At 72.4% G+C, this 19,924-nt stretch carries 16 protein-coding genes; 11 read left to right on the forward strand and 5 right to left on the reverse strand.

Annotated elements, in window-relative coordinates; translation table 11 throughout:
* Nucleotides 1-427 precede the first annotated feature (427 nt).
* Complete coding sequence (locus WMF39_RS34505; protein WP_437740721.1) at nt 428-3,451, forward strand: beta-propeller domain-containing protein; 3,024 nt, start codon at nt 428-430, stop codon at nt 3,449-3,451.
* A gap of 67 nt (nt 3,452-3,518) precedes the next feature.
* Here WMF39_RS34505 and WMF39_RS34510 read toward each other — a convergent pair whose 3' ends face one another.
* Together WMF39_RS34510 and WMF39_RS34515 are read right to left on the reverse strand one after the other, a co-directional pair.
* On the reverse strand, nt 3,519-3,785 hold the full coding sequence (locus WMF39_RS34510; RefSeq protein WP_437740722.1) for a hypothetical protein: 267 nt from the start codon (nt 3,783-3,785) through the stop codon (nt 3,519-3,521).
* Nucleotides 3,782-4,432 carry an RNA polymerase sigma factor gene (locus WMF39_RS34515; RefSeq protein WP_437740723.1) on the reverse strand — a complete coding sequence of 217 codons (651 nt, stop codon included), beginning with the start codon at nt 4,430-4,432 and terminating at the stop codon, nt 3,782-3,784. Before WMF39_RS34515 ends, WMF39_RS34510 begins: the two co-directional genes overlap by 4 nt.
* 152 nt (nt 4,433-4,584) lie before the next feature.
* On the opposite strand from WMF39_RS34515, the gene WMF39_RS34520 reads away from it, so the two are divergent.
* The 6 genes from WMF39_RS34520 (at nt 4,585) to WMF39_RS34545 (ending at nt 9,310) form a co-directional block, all read left to right on the forward strand.
* Complete coding sequence (locus tag WMF39_RS34520) at nt 4,585-4,941, forward strand: hypothetical protein (protein WP_437740724.1); 357 nt, start codon at nt 4,585-4,587, stop codon at nt 4,939-4,941.
* 179 nt (nt 4,942-5,120) lie between these two features.
* Nucleotides 5,121-5,639, forward strand: coding sequence for a hypothetical protein (locus WMF39_RS34525; RefSeq protein ID WP_437740725.1), 519 nt, complete (start codon nt 5,121-5,123; stop codon nt 5,637-5,639).
* A gap of 177 nt (nt 5,640-5,816) precedes the next feature.
* The gene (gene grxD / locus WMF39_RS34530) at nt 5,817-6,743 is read left to right on the forward strand and encodes a Grx4 family monothiol glutaredoxin (RefSeq protein ID WP_437740726.1); all 927 of its coding nucleotides are present in this window, start codon (nt 5,817-5,819) and stop codon (nt 6,741-6,743) included.
* Nucleotides 6,744-6,893: 150 nt separating this feature from the next.
* Complete coding sequence (locus tag WMF39_RS34535; RefSeq protein WP_437740727.1) at nt 6,894-8,285, forward strand: sigma 54-interacting transcriptional regulator; 1,392 nt, start codon at nt 6,894-6,896, stop codon at nt 8,283-8,285.
* 64 nt (nt 8,286-8,349) lie between these two features.
* Entirely contained in the window at nt 8,350-8,832 is a 483-nt protein-coding gene (rraA, locus tag WMF39_RS34540) for a ribonuclease E activity regulator RraA (RefSeq protein WP_437740728.1), read from the forward strand.
* 229 nt (nt 8,833-9,061) lie between these two features.
* Nucleotides 9,062-9,310, forward strand: coding sequence for a hypothetical protein (locus WMF39_RS34545; protein ID WP_437543878.1), 249 nt, complete (start codon nt 9,062-9,064; stop codon nt 9,308-9,310).
* A 67-nt stretch (nt 9,311-9,377) separates the two neighbouring features.
* On the opposite strand, the gene WMF39_RS34550 is transcribed toward WMF39_RS34545, so the two are convergent.
* Together WMF39_RS34550 and WMF39_RS34555 are read right to left on the reverse strand one after the other, a co-directional pair.
* On the reverse strand, nt 9,378-11,234 hold the full coding sequence (locus WMF39_RS34550; protein ID WP_437740729.1) for a hypothetical protein: 1,857 nt from the start codon (nt 11,232-11,234) through the stop codon (nt 9,378-9,380).
* An 11-nt stretch (nt 11,235-11,245) separates the two neighbouring features.
* Nucleotides 11,246-11,914, reverse strand: coding sequence for a hypothetical protein (locus tag WMF39_RS34555; protein WP_437740730.1), 669 nt, complete (start codon nt 11,912-11,914; stop codon nt 11,246-11,248).
* Between the two features lie 42 nt (nt 11,915-11,956).
* Between WMF39_RS34555 and WMF39_RS34560 the strand changes: the two genes are divergently transcribed.
* From WMF39_RS34560 to WMF39_RS34575, 4 genes are all read left to right on the forward strand, one after another.
* The gene (locus WMF39_RS34560; RefSeq protein WP_157907074.1) at nt 11,957-12,499 is read left to right on the forward strand and encodes a hypothetical protein; all 543 of its coding nucleotides are present in this window, start codon (nt 11,957-11,959) and stop codon (nt 12,497-12,499) included.
* Nucleotides 12,500-12,678: 179 nt separating this feature from the next.
* On the forward strand, nt 12,679-14,595 hold the full coding sequence (locus tag WMF39_RS34565) for a hypothetical protein (protein WP_437740731.1): 1,917 nt from the start codon (nt 12,679-12,681) through the stop codon (nt 14,593-14,595).
* 118 nt (nt 14,596-14,713) lie between these two features.
* A complete protein-coding gene (locus WMF39_RS34570; RefSeq protein WP_437740732.1) occupies nt 14,714-15,823 on the forward strand; it encodes an HPP family protein in 1,110 nt (369 codons plus the stop codon).
* Between the two features lie 455 nt (nt 15,824-16,278).
* Complete coding sequence (locus tag WMF39_RS34575) at nt 16,279-18,579, forward strand: CapA family protein (protein WP_437740733.1); 2,301 nt, start codon at nt 16,279-16,281, stop codon at nt 18,577-18,579.
* Here WMF39_RS34575 and WMF39_RS34580 read toward each other — a convergent pair.
* Complete coding sequence (locus WMF39_RS34580; protein WP_437740734.1) at nt 18,518-19,867, reverse strand: LA_2272 family surface repeat-containing protein; 1,350 nt, start codon at nt 19,865-19,867, stop codon at nt 18,518-18,520. The genes WMF39_RS34575 and WMF39_RS34580 overlap by 62 nt on opposite strands.
* Nucleotides 19,868-19,924 lie beyond the last annotated feature (57 nt).

Below are 19,924 nucleotides of genomic sequence, written 5' to 3' on the forward strand. Positions count from 1 at the left end.
CAAGCCTCCTATCAAGAGATAGACGAACCTGCCATTCGGCAGCCGCTGGCGCCAGGATTCACACCTCGTGCCAAGCACGGCGCCGGCGCCCCCCCACGCATCCACGCGCGCAGACGCGATGCTCTGGCGATGACGAGCAGCTGCCCACAAACCGCGTGAGCCGCCTCCAGGTCATGAGAGCTCACCCCGGGATCAGGGCATCGAACATCGTCACGGCGCACGCCTTGCGGGCAGGCCCATGACCGCCGGCAGCCCGCCGGCCGCACACTCTGGCACAGGCCGCGGTAATACCCGCAAATTCCTTGGATTTTTCGCGAGGCTCCGCGTGGCTCGTTATTTGCTATGTGCGCCGGGCACGGGACCTGAACAGCGCACGCGCACCGGCGCAGACATGACGCCCTGTGTCTCGTCCTCAACGAGGTGAACTATGACCTTCCTGTCTCGAACTTACGCCGGCTGGCTCGTCCTCGCGACGGCGGCGGCCTCGGCCGGACTCACCGGCTGCGGGAAAGGCTCGACGGGGCCTTCCTCCGAAACCGGCTCGACCGATTTCATCTCTGACAATCCGAGGGCCGGCGGTGGAAGAGATACGGCCGGGGATGGCGGCGAGGGCTCAGCGGGCACCGGAGGCGACGGCGCCCCGACCGCGCCCCCGGCCGACGGCGACGCCGAGCGCGCGATCACCGAGGCCGACATCATCCAGGTCAAGGACGGCAAGCTCTACGCGCTCTCGCAGTACTCGGGGCTCAGCATCATCGACATCTCCCGGCGCGACCGGCTGAGCCTCCTCGGGCGCTACCGGGCGAGCGGGATCCCCTTCGAGATGTACCTGCGCGACGGGGTCGTCTACGCGATGTTCTCGTCGTGGACCCAATACATCTACGACGCGGCCACCGGCGAGTACTCCTACGAGCAATCGAGCCACATCGAGGCGCTCGACGTCTCCGACCCGGCGGACATCCAGCAGATCGGCTCGTTCGACCTGCCGGGCGCCATCTCCGACTCGCGCATCGTCGGCGACGTGCTCTATACCGTCACGTTCGAGGACGGCGGCTGCTGGGGGTGCAAGGAGTCGCGGAACACCACGATCACCTCCCTGGCCGTCGGCGCCCCCGCCGAGATCGCCGTGGTCGATCAGCTGAGCTACGACGACGACCCCAACGACTACGGGTGGCAGCGCAGCGTGAGCGTCACCCAGGACCGCATGTACATCGCGGGCATCGAGTGGGACGGCACCGACGAGGGGCACTCCACCATCCAGGTCGTCGACATCTCCGATCCCGGCGGCGCGCTCGTCGAGGGCGCGAGCGTCGAGGCCGTCGGCCAGATCCAGAGCCGCTGGCAGATGGACGAGCACGAGGGCGTCCTCCGCGTCGTCAGCCAGCCCGGCCTCTGGCGGACCGACGCGCTGCCCGGCGTCCAGACCTTCGCCGTCGCGTCCTCGCAAGAGCTCACGCCCCTCGGCTTCACCGAGCTCACCCTGCCCAGGCCCGAGACGCTGCGCTCCGTGCGCTTCGACGGCGACCGCGCCTACGCGATCACGGCGGAGCAGACCGACCCGCTCTTCACCATCGATCTCAGCGATCCGGAGCACCCCGCCCAGCTCGGCGAGCTCGAGATGCCCGGCTGGGTCTACCACATGGAGCCGCGCGGCGACCGGCTGCTCGCCCTCGGCTTCGACAACGCCGCCACGGGCGGCTCGCTCCACGTCTCGCTCTTCGACGTCTCCGACCTCGCGAAGCCCACGATGCTGGAGCGCGTCCATTTCGGCGGCGACTGGGCGAGCTTCGCCGAGGGCCAGGACCGGATCCACAAGGCCTTCACCATCCTCGACGATCTCGGCACCATCCTCGTGCCGTACAGCGGCTGGGACATCGACGAGGCCGAGGGCTGCGGCTCGTACGAGAGCGGCGTCCAGCTTGTCGACTTCACGGCCGACACGCTCACGAAGCGCGGCTCGGCGCCGGCGCGCGGCCAGGCGCGCCGCGCCTTCGTCCACGACACGCGGCTCTTCGCCGTCTCCGACCAGGAGGTCGGGACGTTCAACATCGAGGATCGTGACGCCCCGGTCGAGGCCGCCGACCTGGCCCTGGCGACGGTCGTCAGCAACACGGTCGCCACCGGCGATCTCGTGATCCGCATGGGCGCGGACTGGTGGACACAGGCCGCGGCGCTCGAGGTCGTGTACGCCGCGGAGCCGGGGCGCGCCGAGCCGATCGGGAAGCTCGACCTCGCGACGCTGGCCTCCGGATCGAAGAGCGACTGCTACGGGTCCGGCCTCGTCAACGCGCAGCTCTTCGCGCACGGGCAATACGCCTACCTGCTCTGGCCCTCGTACGCGGACTCGACGAAGACGAGCCTCGCCGTCATCGATCTCACGAACCCCGAAGCCCCCCGGATCGCGAGCCAGCGCGATCTGCCGTTCACCAGCAACGCGCTCTACTATAACGGGTACTACGGCAGGATCGTCCCCGCGGGCGCCGCCGTGGTCCAGGCAGGGAGCACGCTCGTGCTCCGCAACGTCGAGGACCAGTACTACGACTACGAGGACGGCAGCGGCGCCCCGCCGCCGCAGCCCCGCGATCCGTCGCTCGAGATCATCGACCTCTCGAACCCGTCGAGCCCGACGCACCGCTCGCTGCCCCTGCCGGACGGCGCCGGTTACACAGGCCTGCAGCTCGACGGCACCACCGTGCTGACGTCGCACTGGGTGCCGCTGTCGAACGACGCTTCCAGGGCGCGCTTCTACATCGACCGCATCGACGTGGCCGATCCCTCATCGGCGGTCGTGCGGACGCCGGTCAACGTGCCCGGCTCGCTGCTGACCTTCGATGCCGCGTCGGACCGCGCGCTCACGATCGATTACGAGGCGGTCGAGCTCGAGGTCGCGAGCTACCAGGAGTGCTACAGCGCGTTCAGCTACTACGCTGAATTCGTGCCGGCGAACCAGGAGAACTACGATGGCCCCGGCGTCTGCCGCGGGACGCACCACACCCTCAAGCTGCTCGACGTCGGCAGCGCGAGCGCGCGCCTCCGGGACGAGCACACGCTCGACGACGACACCCGCCTGGACCAGGTGTTCGTGGGCGATGACCGCGTGTTCATGTACACCTCCGGGTACTACGCCGTGGGCGACGCGGTGGGCGGGGGCGCGTACTCGTCCGGGATCCTCGTGGCCAGCGGGCTCGTGGAAGGCAGCATCGATGTCGCGATGAAGGAGCTCTCGAGCCCCGACGCCGGCTGGCCGCGCGCGGTGGACGGGACGCGCCTCCTCCTCGCCGGCTACAACCCGCCCGGGCTCTCGGTGCTCGACGCGGCCGACCTCGACGAGCTGACGCTCGAAATGAAGGGCGAGCTCTCGTCGTACGTCTCGCAGGTGACGATCTCCGGCGACACCGCGCTCTGCGCGCTCTGGTACCACGGGCTCGAGGTCGTCGACCTCGGCGACTGATCCGCGCGCCGCCCCTTCGCCGCGCACCGCTCGTCACGGGCAGCACGGCGAAGGCGCCGCCCGGCCGCTACCCTCCGTAGATCTGCCCGATCTTCTGCACCGAATCCCACACGTACACGCAGCCCGAGCTCAGCAGGAGCCCCGGCAGGATCACCGCCGACCAGGCGAGCGAGAGCCGTGTGCTCGGCGCGAGGCGCTCCGTCTCCACCAGCTCCACCAGCGCGTCGCGGGCGAGGCGCCGGACCGCGTCGGCCCGGGCCGGTTCGAGCGGGGCGACCGGCGGCAGATCGGCGAGGCCCCTCGCCAGAGGATCCTCTCCTGAGAACGGCTTCATCGAGAACCTCCTCGCGTCTGTCCATCCATCGCATCCGCGGCGTCCGCGGCGGAGATCGAGGTCGTCGATCCCCGCCGGGGCCGCTCAGCATTTCGCCTTTCGAGGCGGGCCGCAAGCTCGGCGCGGGCGCGCGACAGGCGCTTGCGCGCGGCGTCCTCGCGGATGCCGAGCACCTGGGCGACCTGCGCCGTGTCGAGCCCCTCGACGGCCCCGAGGAGCAACACCTCGCGGTGCACCGCCGCGAGATCGCGGAGCGCCGCCTCCAGCGCCGCCACGTCGGCTCGGGCGTCCGCCGTGCCCTCGGGCTCGGGCGCGGCCGGCGCGGGCTCGCGGGAGAACAGCGCGGCGCGGGCGAGGTCGAGCAAGGCGGAGCGGCGGTGGCTCCGGTAGCGGTTCCTGGCGATCGTGAACAGCCACGCGGCGAGATCGGTGTCCTCGGCGAGCCGGCCGGCGTGGCGCGCGACGGCGAGCCAGGTGTCCTGGAACAGGTCCTCGGCGACGTCGCGCCGGCCGGAGAGGCGCACGAGGAAGCTGAAGATCCGGGGGTGGTAACGCGCGTAGAGCTCGTCGAAGGCGCGCGGATCGCGGCGCCTCAGGCGAGCCGCGAGCTCGGCGTCGGACGGAGCTGCTGCGCCCTCCCTCTCCACGCCGGCATAACGCGCGAGGGCTGCGGGCGTGACAAGGAAGTTTTCCGGTCACGGGATCCGCGGCGCCGCGTTGGGGCTCGTGAAGGCCGGCGCACACGGCGGCGGCGACGGCACGCGGCAGGCAGAGAAGAGCAGACGAGAGGGAGGCACCGATGTTCGATTTCTTCGTCGAGGGCGGCTGGGGGATGTGGCCTATCCTGGTCTTCGGGATGGTCACGGTCGGCGCGGGGCTGCAGTTCGCCCGGCGGCCGGAGCCCGGGAAGCTCGGGTTCGTCGCGGCCATGGGGCTGACGACGCTGGTCGCGACGATCCACGCGACGTGGATCGACCTCGGCGCGGTGTTCAGCGCCCTGTCCGACCCGGCGAAGGTGCCTGACGGCGAGCTCGCGCGTGTGCTCATCGTGGGGCTGAAGGAGAGCACGCGGCCCGGGTCGCTCGGCGGGTTGCTGCTCGCCATCGCGTGCCTGCTCTCGGCGGTGGGCGTCCTGCGCGCCGGTCGGGCGGCGTGATACGCGGCGCGGCGGCGCGCGCCGCGGCGAGCCGCGCGACGCGAATTCGTGAGCGCCGGCGGGCCGCGCGGCCGCGAGGACGCACGCTCCCCGGCGGAGGGGGCGGCCGGGAGCGCGGCGGCGGGTCTCGCCCGGCGCCGGCGCTTGGCGCCGGGGCCCGGGTGCGGCACACAAGGTCCATGGGCAGAGCCGAGCTCGCGCAGCTGATCGATCGCGATGGCCTCGACGCCTCGGATGGCTCTCGAGGCCGCCTCGCGATCGCCGTCCCGGCGGCGTGGGCGCGCGACGGCGCCGACATCGAGATCGCCGTGCCCGCCCGCGTCACCTGCGCCCGCTGCGACGGCGGCGGCTGCGACAGCTGCGCCCGGAGCGGCGCCCACCGCGCCCCGGCGGAGGTCGCCGCGAGGACGCTGCGGCTCCGGCTCCCCCCCGATCTCAGCGGCGGCGTGACGCTCCGCCTCGTGCGCCCGTTCGGCGAGCACGCCCCGCTCGATCAGCTCCTCGTCGAGCTCCGCGAAGACGGCGCGGCGTCGCCGGGCGTGCACCGCGTCCCGCCGCCCCCGTCGGACGCGCTCGCGCGCTCTCCGACGGCGAGCGGCGGGCGCTTCCGTAGGCTCGGCGCCGAGCTCGGCGCGCCGGCCCTCATCGCGACCCTCGCCGCGATCGCGGCGGTCCTGGGGCTCCTGCTCGGCCGCTGAGCGCGCAGGGAGGCGGCGCGCTCCGCCCTCGGTCGGGCGGCGCGCTCCGCCCTCGGTCGACGCGGGCGAGGCCGGCTGGAGGGCCTCGCTGCCGTGCTTTGCTCATGCTAGCGAGAGGCCCGCGGACGCGCGCGGGAGCCGACCGCACCGCCACCGCCGCGCAGGGAGAGCAAGCACATGAGCCTCAGCGAGCCCATGCGGGCCAGGATCGCCACCATCATCCGCGAGAGCGATGTCGTCGTGTTCATGAAGGGCACGCGCACCATGCCGCAGTGCGGGTTCTCCGCCACGGTGGTGAACATCCTCGACGAGCACCTCCCCGAGTACCAGACGGTGGACGTGCTCTCGGATCCCGCGCTGCGCGACGGCATCAAGGAGTTCTCGAGCTGGCCCACGATCCCGCAGCTCTACGTCCGCGGCGAGTTCATCGGCGGCTGCGACATCGTGAAGGAGCTGCACGCGACCGGGGAGCTCGTGAAGGCGCTCGGGCTCGCGCAGGGCGAGGCGCAAGCGCCGCCCACGCTCCGCGTGACCGCGTCGGCGCTCGCGGCGTTCGCGGCCGCGAAAGAGTCCGAGGCCGACTTCGTCCACATCGAGATCGACCCGTCCTACAACTACGGCCTTTACTTCGGCCCGCGGCAGGCAGGTGACGTCGAGGCCCAGGCGGGCGGGGCGGTGTTCCTGCTCGACCGCGCGAGCGCGCGGCGCGCCGAGGGGCTGTCGATCGACTTCGTCGAGGGCCCCTCCGGCGGCGGCTTCAAGCTGGAGAGCCCGAACGAGCCGCCGAAGGTCAAGCAGATCTCGTCGACCGCGCTCAAGGCCCTTCTGAGCAGCGGCGAGGCGCTCGAGCTGTTCGACGTCCGGACCGAGCAGGAGCGCAAGATCGCCACGATCGAGGGGGCCCGTCACCTCGATCAGGCAGGGCAGCGGTACCTGGAGACGCTCGCAAAGGACGCGCGGATCGTCTTCCACTGCCACCACGGCGGCCGCAGCCAGGCGGCCGCCGAGCACTACCTCGCGAAGGGCTACAGGAACCTTTACAACCTCCAGGGCGGAATCGATGCGTGGTCGCAAGATGTCGACCCCTCGGTGCCGCGGTACTGAGCGCCTCGGCCAGAGGCACGCCCACAACGAGCAGCCGCACACCCACGATGAGAGAGGCGCGGGCATCGCTTCTCGATAGATTTTTTTCAACCACAACGGCCAACATCCGAGAGCCTTCAGGGCCGGCGTGGGATCATGTATGCGTAAGGTGTGGGTGCCGACGATCAGTCGACGATCAGGGCGTCCGACACCGCGCCGTCGGCGTCGCCGGAGGGGGCGACGCCTGGCCTGGTGGTCATCTTCGCCCGCGGCCAGCCTGCCTGTGCGCCGATCCCGCTCGAGGGCGGCGCGGTCGTGCTGGGCCGCGCAGCGGCGGACGACACGGTGGTGGTCGAGGACGAGCAGGTGTCGCGCCGGCACGCCCGCATCGCGCTGTCGGGCGCGGGTCTCCGGATCACCGATCTCGGCAGCAGGAACGGCACCTTCGTCGATGGAGCGCAGATCGAGGATCTGGTCTTCTCGTCGCCCCCGCGCGTGATCCGGCTCGGGAGCACGCTGCTGCGCTTCACCACGGACATCGAGCCGTTCCAGCGCGGCGGGGTCCTGGAGCACGAGGACGGGCTGGTCGGCCCCACGCTCAGGCAGGTCCGCGAGGCGATCCACCGCGCGGGGATGCGCGGGGATACCTTGCTGCTCACCGGGCCGAGCGGCTCGGGCAAGGAGCTCGGGGCGCGCGCCTACCATGCGGCGACGGGGCGGGGCGGCCCCTTCGTCGCCGTGAACTGCGCCGCGATCCCGGAGGGCCTCGCGGAGCGGCTGTTCTTCGGGGCGCGGCGGGGCGCCTACTCGGACGCGACCGCCGACGCCGAGGGCTATGTCCAGGCTGCCCACGGCGGCACGTTGTTCCTCGACGAGATCGCGGAGCTCGATCTGTCGGTTCAGCCGAAGCTGCTCCGCGTCCTCGAGACCCGGGAGGTGGTCGCGCTCGGCGACACGCGCCCGCGCAAGGTGGAGTTCCGCCTGTGCGCGGCCACGTTGAAGGATCTCCAGGCCGAGGTCGCAACGCGCCGGTTCCGGGACGACCTCTATTACCGGATCGGCCGGCCCGAGGTGCGGATCCCGTCGCTGACGGAGCGGCTCGAGGAGATCCCCTGGCTGGTGGCGGCGGAGCTCAGGCGCACCGGCGCGCGGCTCGCGCCGGGGGCCAGCTTCCTGGAGTGCTGCGCGCTGCGCGCGTGGCCGGGCAACGTGCGGGAGCTGCTCTGCGAGGTGAGGCAGGCGGGCCTCGCGGCGCTCGCGGCCGGGCGCACCGCCGTGGAGGTGGCGGATCTCGCGCCGTCCGCGGGCCTCGACATCACGGAGGTCGCGAGGCGCACGCCGGCGCCGCCGGAGATGCGGCGGCTCGCCATCGAGACGGCGCTGCGGCGCGAGCAGGGGAACGTCACGCGGGCGGCGCGCTCGCTCGGGATGCACCGGAACCAGCTGCGCCGGTGGCTCGCCCGGCATGGCGTCGACTCGGCGGCCTTCGCCAGCGCGGGCAAGCGCAAGGGCGGCGCCTCCCTCCCCTCCGCCAAGGACGGCGAGCGCCACGAGCCCTCGTGACCGGCGGCGGATGAGCGGTTGAATCCGGCGGTCGACGACCTAGGAAGGCGGACGGGGAGTCTTCATGAGCTCAGAGATCAGAACCACGGATCTATGCGACGAGCACCCGGACGTCCTCGTCGCCGATCCGATCTTCCGGGATTACGGCGGAGCTCGGCTGTTTCACGGGCGCATCACCACGGTGAAAGTCCATGAGGACAACGTGCTCGTCCGCAAGGCGCTCGAAGAGCCCGGCCAGGGGCGGGTGCTTGTCGTGGACGGAGGCGGCTCCCTCCGCTGCGCGCTCCTCGGGGACAACATCGCCGCCATGGCCCACCAGAACGGCTGGGCCGGTGTGATCGTTCACGGGTGCATCCGCGATGCGGAGGCGATCGGCCAGATCCCGATCGGCGTGAAGGCCCTCGCGACGCACCCGAGGAAGAGCGCAAAGAAGGGCGCGGGGGACCGCGACATCGCCGTGACGTTCGCCGGCGTCACGTGGGTTCCTGGCGAGCTCGTCTATGCCGATCATGACGGCATCGTTTGCGCGCAGGCGCAACTTGCCTGAGAGCCCGCACACGCGCTCGCGTCCCAGGTGCGGCAAAACGCACGTCCCTGGGCGCTTTTGCCACACCTCGAGAGGAGGGCGCGCGGCGGCTGCGCCCGGTATGGCTGGGCTCGGATCCGGTCAGGACGCGTGAACGTCGCGCGCCGCGTCGAAGCGCGCCAACTGGCGCGGCCAATGCATCACGAGCAGGGAAGGAGCGATCAACACTCGTAGAATCGGGAGGACAAGAATGGGCAACATCACATCGGAACTGAAGAGCGATCTGAACAAGAGCCTGGAGTCGCTCCAGACCCTGCGCGACGAGATCCGCGTCAGGCTCCACCTTGCCGGCATGGACGCGAAGGACGCCTGGGACAAGCTGGAGCCCAAGCTCCTCGACGCCGAGAAGCTGGCCGACGACGTCTCCGAGGCCTCGCGGCACGCGCTGCGCGAGATCGTGGAGAAGGTGAAGGAGTTCCGCTCGTCGCTCCCCTCCTGATCGCCGCGCCACCGCGGCGGAACGAGACGGAATCGCGACGAGATCGAGGTGGGGGCGCGACGCCGGGTCAGCCCCGCAGCGCGGCCGCCACGACGCGCGCGACGCTCCCCCACCCTGGATCCGCCGCGCAGGCCGCGAGCCGCTCCCCGACGACGTGGGAGCGCCGGTGATCGTAGAAGCCGGGCGGCCGCGGGAAGGCGGTGAGCGGCGCGCGCAGGAGGGTCTTCTCGACCTGCGCGAGCATCGCTGTGTTGTGCACGAAGCCGAGCCCGCTCTGGATGTCGGCGAGCGTCGAGCCCGGGTGGCCACCCCAGGGCGGGACGACGGCCGCGTGCGCGGCGGCGGGCGCCTGGTTCACCGCGATCACGCCGTACCGAAGATCGAGCAGCGCGCGGTCGAGCGCGGCCCCGACGGCGGGGTCCTCCTCGCTCATCGGGTGCGCCACGATCGTCGCGCCAAGGCTGCCCCGGAGCCGGTCGTTGCAGAAGCGGGTCGCCGCCTCCAGGAACTCCACCGGATCGCTCGAGCCGACCTCGACGACGGAGAGCACGCCGCCGAGCGGCTCGGTCGAGAACAGCGGCTCGGCGGCGTCCGACGCGGCGAGCCCGGCGATCAGCGTCCATGGGAGCTCGCCCGGCCCTGGCGCGCCGATGCGCGCGACCCCGCACGGCAGCGGCACGTCGGCGGAGGCCTCGAGGCGCTCGGGCTCGATCGGCGCGCGCCCGGCCGTGAGCGCGGCGTACCGCGCCTCGGCCTCCGGGTGGGCGGCGCGCCGCGGCGGCACGGCGGCGAGCGCGCGGCGCAGCATCCGGAAGAGCAGCGGCCGCTGCGTAAAGCCCCTGGGCAGCACGAGGACGCTCGCGGCGTGGCTGCCGTGCGACGCGCCGCTCACGACCTGGCTCGCGAGGCACCTCGCCTGGAACCAGAGCTCGTCGCCGCCGTAGAGCCACGGCATCACGAGGACCGGGCTGGCGCCGCCGAGCGTGGAGGAGATGGGCTTGTCCAGCAGCCGCTCTCCCGACGCCCGCCGGCGCGCCTGCGGCAGGCCCGGTGGCCCCCAGACGAGCGCGTCGTGCGCGCCCGCCGGGCCGGTGACGTGGACCTCCGAGACGGCGGGGTGAGCCGCGAGGTAGGCGCCCGACTCGGCGCCGCCGTAGACGAAGCGGAGGAGCCCACGCGCGACGAGCGGCGCGAGGGCGCGCTCGACCAGCGCGCCGAGGGGCGCGCTCCGCGGGCTCATCGCGAGCGCCACGACGCGCCCCTCGACGAAGAGCTTGTGCAGCGCTTCCCGGAGGGGGACGCCGGCGACGTCGCCCGCGCCGAGCACCAGCGCGACGCCCCCTTCGGGGTCGCGCTGCTGGTAGAAGCGCGCCTGCTCTTCCCGGACGCTCTCGCGCGTCGCCCCGGGCTGCATCAGCACGCGCACGCGGAGGGGCCCGTGCAGGGCGGTGTCCTTCAGGCGCGTCGGGAACACCTCCACCTCGATCCGGCCGTCCGCGCGGGCGCGCACCGCCCCGCGGCCGAGCCGGGGGCGCCCGCGCGCGGCGATGTCCTCGAGCGCCTCGGCCAGGCGGCGCACCTGCGAGAGCGTGACGCAAGGCCCCGCGAGCCACGCCTCGCCGCTCGCCGCCGAGCCGGGATCGAGCCCCCGGTCGGCGCACGACGCCTCGACCTCGGCGCGCGCGGCGGCGAGCAGGCCCGGGAGCGACGAGCGGAGCAGGGAGGCCTTCTCGAGGGCCGGCATGCGAGCGAACCCGAGCGCGGCGTCGCCCAGCTCGGACAGCGCACGATCGAGCTCGGCCGAGGCTGTCTCGGCGCCGCGCGCGGCGCGCGGATCGACCGCCGGCACGGCCGCGGCGCCGCTCGAGGCGGCGCTTCCGGGCGCGAGTTCTGTGACGGCGACGACTTCGGGGAGTGGCGGCATCGGGACGGAGATTACAGGCTGGAGATCGCGCGCGCGAGCGCGGCGACGGTTCGCGGCGCGCGTGTAGCCGGCGTGCTCGGGATTCGGTACAGTCCACCGCCATGGATTGCGCTTTCACCACGGGTCTGGGCCCCGCGCGCGCGCCCTCCTCCGGGGCAGCTCTCCGCCCGGCAGCTTGCGGCCTCCTTCTCGGCCTCGGCGCGCTCCTCCTCGCGCCAGCGGCGACAGCGCAACAGAACGCTCAGCCGCTCCCGCAGGGCCAGGCGCAGCCCGGCGGAGCTGCCCAGGCGCCGTCCGGGTATCCCCAGCAGCAGGGGTATCCTCAGCAACAGGGGTATCCTCAGCAACAGGGGTATCCTCAGCAGCAGGGGTATCCTCAGCAGCAGGGATATCCTCAGCAGCAGGGATATCCTCAGCAGCAGGGATATCCTCAGCAGCAGGGATATCCTCAGCAGCAGGGGTATCCTCAGCAGCAGGGATATCCTCAGCAGCAGGGATATCCTCAGCAGCAGGGATATCCTCAGCAGCAGGGATATCCTCAGCAGCAGGGGTATCCTCAGCAGCAGGGATATCCTCAGCAGCAGGGATATCCTCAGCAGCAGGGGTATCCTCAGCAAGGCTACCCTCAGCAGCAAGGTTATCCTCAGCAGGGATACCCCCAGCAAGGTTATCCTCAGCAAGGCTATCCTCAGCAGCCGCCCGGCTATGGTCAGGGCTACGCCTTGCCGGCCGGGCCCCCGCCGCCCCCGAAGCCCCCCGAGTCCACCTGCTGCCGCTGGTCGGTCCGCTACAACGCCCTGGATCTGCTGTTCGGGAAGATGACGTTCGAGGGCGAGGTCGCGATCATCGGGCCGCTCACCATCGGGATCGCGCCGTCGTGGATCTGGGGCTCGCTCGAGGACGCGTCGCTCGACACGACCGGCTACGCGCTCGCGGCCGACGTCGGTGTCTACGTCGAAGGCAAGGCGCTGCGGGGCTTCTGGGTGAAAGGACGCCTCGGCTACGAGTCGTTCGAGGCGGTCATCACCCCTCCCGGGCGGCTCGAGGGCCGCGGCGATGTGAGCAGCGTCGTCCTCGGCGGCATGGTGGGGAGCACGAACGTGCTCAGCCGAGACGGCGGATTCGCCATGTCGGGAGGCTTCGGGATCGGCGTGGCGCTCGCCGATCCCGTGACGATCACCGCGGGCCCCTACCAGTATTCCTTCTACGAGAAGGCGGGGAAGATCAAGCTCATGGGGTCGCTCTCGCTCGGCGTCGTCTTCTGATCGACGCCCTCGCCTTGTAGTCGCCAATCCGCGCGCGACGCCGGCCCGGCGGGTGAGCGCGGCGCCTGCCACGGGAAAGGCGACCGGCGGCGGAGCCCTCGCGCGCGGCGCCCGCGCGGGACGGCCGGCGGCGTCCCTGGAAGTTGGCCCCGCGCGCGGCGACGTGGGACTCCTGCACCATGCCCTCTCGCATCGCCCGCCGCCCCGGGCCGGCGCTGCTGCTCCCGTTCCTGGCGGCGCTCCTGTCGATCGCGTTCGCCCTCCCTGCGCGCGCGTGGGTCGAGGTGCACATCGCCGGAGACGACGTGCGCCTGTCGATCGACCGGGCCGGCGCCGCCACGGTCGAGCACAAGGTCACGCTGAAGATCTCGGGCGGGCCGCTCCGCGGGCTCGACATCCAGGGCGTCGACCCGGACGCCCAGCTCGATCAGGGCAGCTACGCCGTGCCCTTCAAGGCCGCGGAGGCGGGCTCGCTCGCGTCCGCGACGCCGGTCGCGATCGAGCTCCTGCCGCCCGACCCCCGGCCGCGCGAGGACGGCACGCGCCGGCCGGCGGCGATGCGGGCCCGCTTCGACGGCAAGGGGCTGAGCCGCGGGGTGTTCGTGCTCTTCTTCCGCTACCGCACGGACCTCATGAAGCGCGGGCTCATCCGGCAGGACGGCCCGAGCTCCCGCGTCTCCTGGAGCGGCCCCGTCTGGGACGACGGCTACGACTCGGCGCGGCTCACCGTCGCGCTCCCGGCCGCGCCCGACGAGCCGCGCGTCGACGAGGCGCGGGACGGCGAGGCGGGCGAGGCGCCGTCCCCCGACGCGCTCCCGGCGCCGACGACGCTCTCCACGCTCCGCCGCGCGCTCGACAAGGACGAGCTGGAGCTGCTCCGCCCGTACGCCCCCAAGGCCGAGCCGATCCGGTGGGCGATCCGCGCCGACGCGCGCGCCTTCCAGCCCGAGCCCGCCGCGGCGAAGCCCGGGGCCGACACGCTCGGCCGCATCTCGGACGCCGCGGCCGGCAGCCCCGATCGCGGCCGCACCCTCTACGTGGCCGCGGGCGTGGTCCTCTTCGCGCTCTACAGCGCCCTCGTCGCGCTCAAGGCGCGCGAGCACGAGCGCCTCGCGCGCGCCGCGGGCGCCCTGCCGCGGCCCCTCGTCCCGATCCCGCTCGCGCCGCGCGCCGCGCTCGCGGGGCTCGCGCTCGTCGCCGGCGTCGCCCTGGAGCTCCTGCTCAGGGACGGCACGCCGGGCGCCGCGCTCGTGGCCGCGGCGACCGCGCTCGCGGCGCACCGCACGCCCCGCCCGGAGCGCGCCGCCGCGACCTTGCGGCGCCCTGGCAAGTGGCTCCCCATCGCGGAGGCCGAGGCGTTCCGCGAGCCGCCGCGGGCGCGCGGCGTCTACCTCGACGTGTCGACGCGCGCCGGCAAGGCGCTGCTCGTCGCGCTGCTCGCCGGGCTCGGCGCGGGCGTCCACGCCGTGGCGGCCGCCTCGCCGTACCACGCCCACCTGCTGGCGCTCGACGCGACGGCGCTGCTCGCGATCTTCTGCACCGGCCGGCTCGCCGAGCTCCCCGCCGATCCGGCGGCGCGGCCGGTCGCGTTCCTGCGCGACGTCGCGCGGCGCGTGCGGCGCCTGCGGAAGGCGCCCGCCGGCGCCGCGGCTGGGGCGCAGGAGCTCCGCGTCGTCGGCCGCCTCCGCATCCCGGACGGCAGCCCCGACGCCGACGAGCTCCGGCTCGGCCTCTCGCCGCGCACGGCGCTCCCCGGCTTCGTCGGGATCGAGGTCGGCGTCGTCTACGCGCCCGGCGCCGGCGGCGCCATCGGGCTGCCCGAGGTCCTGCTGCGCGTCGCCCCCGGCTCTCCGTGCGAGCGCGCCGTCGAGGGGCTCGCGAAGAGCGGCCGTTCCTCGCGCGGCCGCCGCCCCGGCGAGCGCGTGCTCGCGTTCACGCCGCGCCTGCCGACAGCGAGGATGACGGCGGCCATCGCCGCCGCGCTGGTCCGCGCCGCGTCCACCCCGCCCGCGGGCGCCACGCTGACGAAGCCGTCCGGCGCCGGGGCGACCCGCGCGCCGCGCCCCCGCAAGAAGGCGGTCTCCGCTGCGGCGTAGCGCCGGGTCAGCCCCCGTCCCGACACGCTTTCGCGATCCGCGAGCCCCTCGTCAGCGTTCGTAAGCAGTCGTAACCATTCGTAGACAGCGCGCGGACATCTCGATATATGGCCGCGCGATGAGCTTTGGAGTTGCGAGCTCGAGCTTTCTTACGCGGTTCCAGCCCATGCGCACGCCGCTGCTCGTCAGCGAGCGGATCTACGCTGCTGCCGGGGGCTTGCTCGGGCTGCTGGCCACCGGGTTCGTGATGCGCGCTTGCCTTGGCCCCACCGCGCATGCGCCGCTCCTGATAGCGCCGATCGGCGCTTCGACCGTGCTCGTGTTCGGGGTCCCCGCGAGCCCGCTCGCCCAGCCCTGGTCCGTGCTCGGCGGCAACGTGCTGGCGGCCGTCATCGGCGTCACGGCGGCTCGCGTCATCCCCGATCCGCTGTGCGCCGGCGCCGTCGCGGTCGCGGTCACCATCGCCGTCACGAGCCTGCTCCGGTGCTTGCACCCGCCCGCGGGCGCGGTGGCGCTCACAGCGGTCATCGGCGGCCCGGCCGTGACGAGCCTGGGCTATCACTTCGCGCTCATGCCGGTCGCCATCAACTCCCTGCTGCTCGTGGCAGCGGGGCTCGTGTTCAACAACCTGGTGCGCCGCAGCTACCCGCACGTCGTGACCTTGCCTGTCTCGCCCCACGGCACCGCCGATGCCCCGCCCGAGCTCCGCGTCGGCTTCTCGCCGAGCGACATCGACGCCGCCCTCGAGCGCCTCGGTACGCCGCTCGACGTCGAGCGCGACGACCTGATCGCCCTCGTCCGGCACGTCGAAGAGGAGGCGCACCGGCGCCTGCGCGGAGGCGTCACCTGCGGCGAGATCATGTCGCGCGATCTGGTCACGATTCACCCCGACGCGCAGGGCGCGCTCGCGCTCCGCCGCCTCCGCGAGCGCTCCCTGCGCGTCTTGCCGGTGGTCGACGAGCGAGGTGTCGTGCACGGCGCGATCGACGTCTCGATCGCGTCTGCGATGCCCGAGGCCACCGTGCGCGACCTGCCGTCCATCTACTTCGAGACCGCCGGCGAGGACACGCCGATCAACGAGCTCTTTCGGCTCCTCTCCCGCGGGCGCGTGCACGAAGCGCTGATCGTCGACGCCAAGATGCGCCTGCGCGGCATCGTGACCCAAACCGATCTCCTGGCCGTGATCGGCCGCGCGCAGCTCGCCAAGGGCTCGGCGTTGGTCGGGTAGCGAGCCCAGGGCAGTACGCCCCTATGCGACACAGGCGCGCATCGCCACAGCGCACCATCCATGCACACGCCTTCACGTGCAGGAACACCTGCCAGGCCGACAACCGACAAGACGACAAATCGCCGGCTGCTCCGCTCGAGCGTATAGCGAGCGATGATCGAAGCATGATAGTCTCGAGATAATCGTCTTTGTCTCCAGCGCCATCGCTGAAACGGATCGAATCGTGCATGGGTCGGCGCTCTCGCGGCCTTTTCAGCGAGGGCTGAGCGGCCGTCGACGCTCGCGACCCCGTCGTCGGCCTTGGTCACCTCGGAGTTTGGCCACACGGCACATTTGCACGCTTGCGCGTTTGCACGTTTTGCACGTGTTGAGCCGGCCCTGAAGGAGCTCTGGCGCCCATCACGCCTGTTGAGGTCATCCGTCCTCGAACAGGCACCAACCGATCGGGAGCGAACATGGCAGAAAGACCCCTTGTCCGCGTCATCACCTCCACGCCGCTGTCCGTGTGCGCTGCGGCCTGCGCCTGGCTCGCCGCGGGCGATGCGTCGGCGGCGTTCCAGTTCGACGCCACGGAGGCCGCGTACGACGCGACCTACGCGGCGGCCCCCATCGACGTGACCGGCGTCGTCCTCGACGAGGCGGGGTCGCCGATCGCGGGGGCGGAGGTGACGGCCATCGGCTGGGGGAGCGGCGCGGTCAACCACGGCGAGATCGCGTTCACCGACGGCGCGGGCGCGTTCACGCTGGCGGCGCTCGCGCGGCGCTCGGTCCTGCTGCGCGTCGAGGTCGACGGGTACTACGGCGAGATCGTCCCTGCCGATCTGCACCTGCCGCTCGCCGAGGCGGCTGCCGGGGTCGGCCGCGTCGTGCTGACCGAGCAGCGCGCGGGCCGCGCCCGGATCCTCGTGGGAGGCGACACGATGTTCGGTCGGCGCTTCATCGACAGCGACGAGGACGGCATCGAGGGAGAGGTGGGCGATCTGATCCGCCCCGCGACACGGCAAGCGGACGCGAGCGCGATCCTCTCCTTCCTGCGCGACGTCCTCGCGTCGGCCGACTACACCCAGGTCAACCTGGAGTGCCCCGTCACTGCCAACCCGCAGACGCCCCACCCTTACAAGTCGTTCACGTTCTTCTCCTACCCCGAGACGGTCAGGGCGCTCGCGCTCTCCGGCGTCGACGCCGTGAGCCTCGGCAACAACCACATGTTCGATTACCTGGGAGCAGGCGTCGCCGACACGCTCACCGCCGTCCCGAACGCCGGCCTCGACTGGTTCGGCGCAGGGCTCGACGAGACGATGGCGAAGGGCACCGTGCTCTACCGGACGCTCGGCGGCGTCGACATCGCCTTCCAGGGGTTCAACCAGCTCGTCAACGACGGGACGACGCTCCCGGAGTACACGCTCACCGCCTCCGACGGGCCTCCTCCCAAGGCCGGCGCGCTCGAGCTCGGCCTCACCGAGATCAGCGACTTCATGGCGGAGGACGCGGTCGGGCGCTTCGCCATCCCGGTGCTGCACGGAGGCATCGAGTACAGCGACTATCCGTCGTCCGGCATGCGGCGGCGGTTCACCCAGCTCGTCCAGAAGGGCGCCGGCATGGTCGTGGCGCACCACCCGCACACGATCCACGGCATCGGGCTGTACAACGCCGGCGCCGGCCCCCGCTATATCTTCATGTCGCTCGGCAACATGGTCTTCGATCAGGACGTCTTCGAGACGTACCAATCGTACCTGGCCGCCATCGACATCGACGAGGACGCGAGCGGCAACCGCGCGGTGCACCGCGTGCAGCTCATCCCGTTCCAGAACGAGGACTACGTCCCGAAGCTCGTGGGCGGCGCCTGGCTCGGCCGGGCGATCCGCCACATCGGTCACCTCTCCACGACGCTGCCGGCGGCGCCCGCGCCCGGCGAGGCGGCGGACGGCATCACAGGGGCGGTCGTGTTCGCGAGCGGTCCGCGGGCCGCCGCGGCGAGCAGCGCCTCGCAGTACACGACGAGCGATGCGGTCGAGACGCGGAGCGTACCGCTCACGAGCCGCCACACAGGCCCCCTCGCGCACCTGCGCTCGAACCCGGCGGACTCGCTCGCCGCCGTCCGGACGACGGCCGCCGCGAGCTGCGATTACGGCCGGGAGATCATGCTCTACGGCGACTTCGAGGACGGCGATGTCGACGACACCTCCCACGAAGGCTCGATGTGGTCGATGAGCGAATTCCGCTACATCGAGAACAGCGTCGTCCACGGCGGGACCGGCGCGATGGTGTTCCTTCGCAAGTCGAGCAACACGACCGAGGCCTCAACCTACATGAACAACCGCGTCAAGTTCGAGCCTGGCCGCAAATTGACCCTGACCGGCTACATGAAGGGAAACAACGCCGGCCAGATGCGTGTGCAGGTCTACTGGTACACGAGCGGCGGGACCAGCGTGTCGAACAGCGTCGTCTTCACGCGCGCGGCTGGCACCTACGGCTGGCAGCCGTTCACCGTCGACCTGACCCCGCCGTCGAACGCGGGCTCCGTCCGGTTCTATTTCAGGGCGGGTGTGCCGGCGAGCGGCGAGGCCACCTCGTTCCTCGACGACGTGTCGCTCATCGAGTGGGAGGGCACCGTCGCCGACAGCTCCCTCGGGTTCGCGTTCGCCACGCCGAACGACTGGAGCTTCGTGCGCTGCACCGCCACGGATCCGGCGCTCACGAGCCTCGGCGTGACGATGACGCACCGGTCGTACGCGCTGGCCCCGGCGACGCCCTGAGCGCGCCGCCGCGGCCGGCGAGGGCAGCGGGCGCGGCGGGCGCGCGAACACGCCGAGCGGCGTCGAGCAGGCCGAGCTCGACGCCGAGGCAGAGCTCGGGCCCGCCGCCGACCTCGAGCGCGCCCTCGCCCCGCAATGTCACGTAGCCGCCGGCGCAGACGAACGGCGAGAGGCGCTCCGCCAGCGCGTACGAGGCCGAGACGCGCGCCTTGAGCACCTCGTTTCGCCCGGGGAGATCCCCCTGGAACGGGCCGCGGTGGTAGGCGCCGACGTCGGCGCTCAGCGAGAGGTCCTCGACCTCGATCGGCAGGCGCGAGCCCATCGCGAGGCCCACGGCGTACAGGGGCTCGCGCTCCGCCGCGCGCCCATCGTCGACGTCCGGCGCCTCCGGCGCGCGCGGCTCGCTGTGGAGCCCGAAGCTCAGGATCGTATAGGCATACCGGCTCGAGAACTTGAGGCCGACGTTGCCGTGCAGGCCGGTGCTCCCCCAGAGCGCGAGCCGGATCCCCCCCTCGCGCGGCAGCGGGAGGAGGCCGAGCGACTCCCCCTTGAGGTTGTCGGTCACGTTGATGACGCCGATCTGGAGGCCGTCGATCTTGCGGGCCACGTTGATGATGCCGATCTGGAGCCCGCGCTGCTCCTGCGAGACGTTGATGGCGCCGATCTGGAGCCCATCGACCCGGCCGATGTTGACGCCGGCCGCCTGCACGCCCGTCACCTGCCCGCGAGCGACGTTGACGGCGCCGGCCGCCTGCAGGCCGTCGACGTCCGCGTACGTCTGGTTGGCGACGCCGGCGATCTGCGCGCCGGTGACCGTCGTGCTCGCCCAGCCGAAGAGCCCCGCGAGCTGCACCCCCGCGAGCGGGGCGTCCGCGAAGGCGAAGCCCCCCGCGAGCTGCAGCCCCTCGGCGCGCCCCGAGACGACGCTCGCGATCCCGAGCTGGAGCCCGCGCAGATCCCCCGACGTCCACGAGAACAGGCCGACCTGGGCGCCGTCCACGAACCCGACGCGCCCGAGCAGGAGCGCGAGATCGAGGTGGGTGGCGAGATCGGGCGCCGTGGCGTTGGTGCTCAGCGGGAAAATGAGCGACAGGTTGACGGGGAAATAGGGCGTCTCCGGGCCGCGGCGCACAGGCTCGCCGCCCGCGCCGCCGGCGCCGGACGGGTCGCTCGGCCAGGCCGACCGCGGCGGGGCGCGCCCGGGCGCCGCGTCCGCCAGCTGCTGCGCGGAAGCGCTGCGCGGCGCCAGCACGGCCGGAGCGGCCGCGCAGGCCGCGAGGATCGGCACGGCCTGGAGAGGACACCTCGCTCGGCGCGCGCGCGGCGACATCGCACCATCGTACAC

Source organism: Sorangium sp. So ce1504 (assembly GCF_051521635.1).
Taxonomy (GTDB): domain Bacteria; phylum Myxococcota_A; class Polyangia; order Polyangiales; family Polyangiaceae; genus Sorangium; species Sorangium cellulosum_B.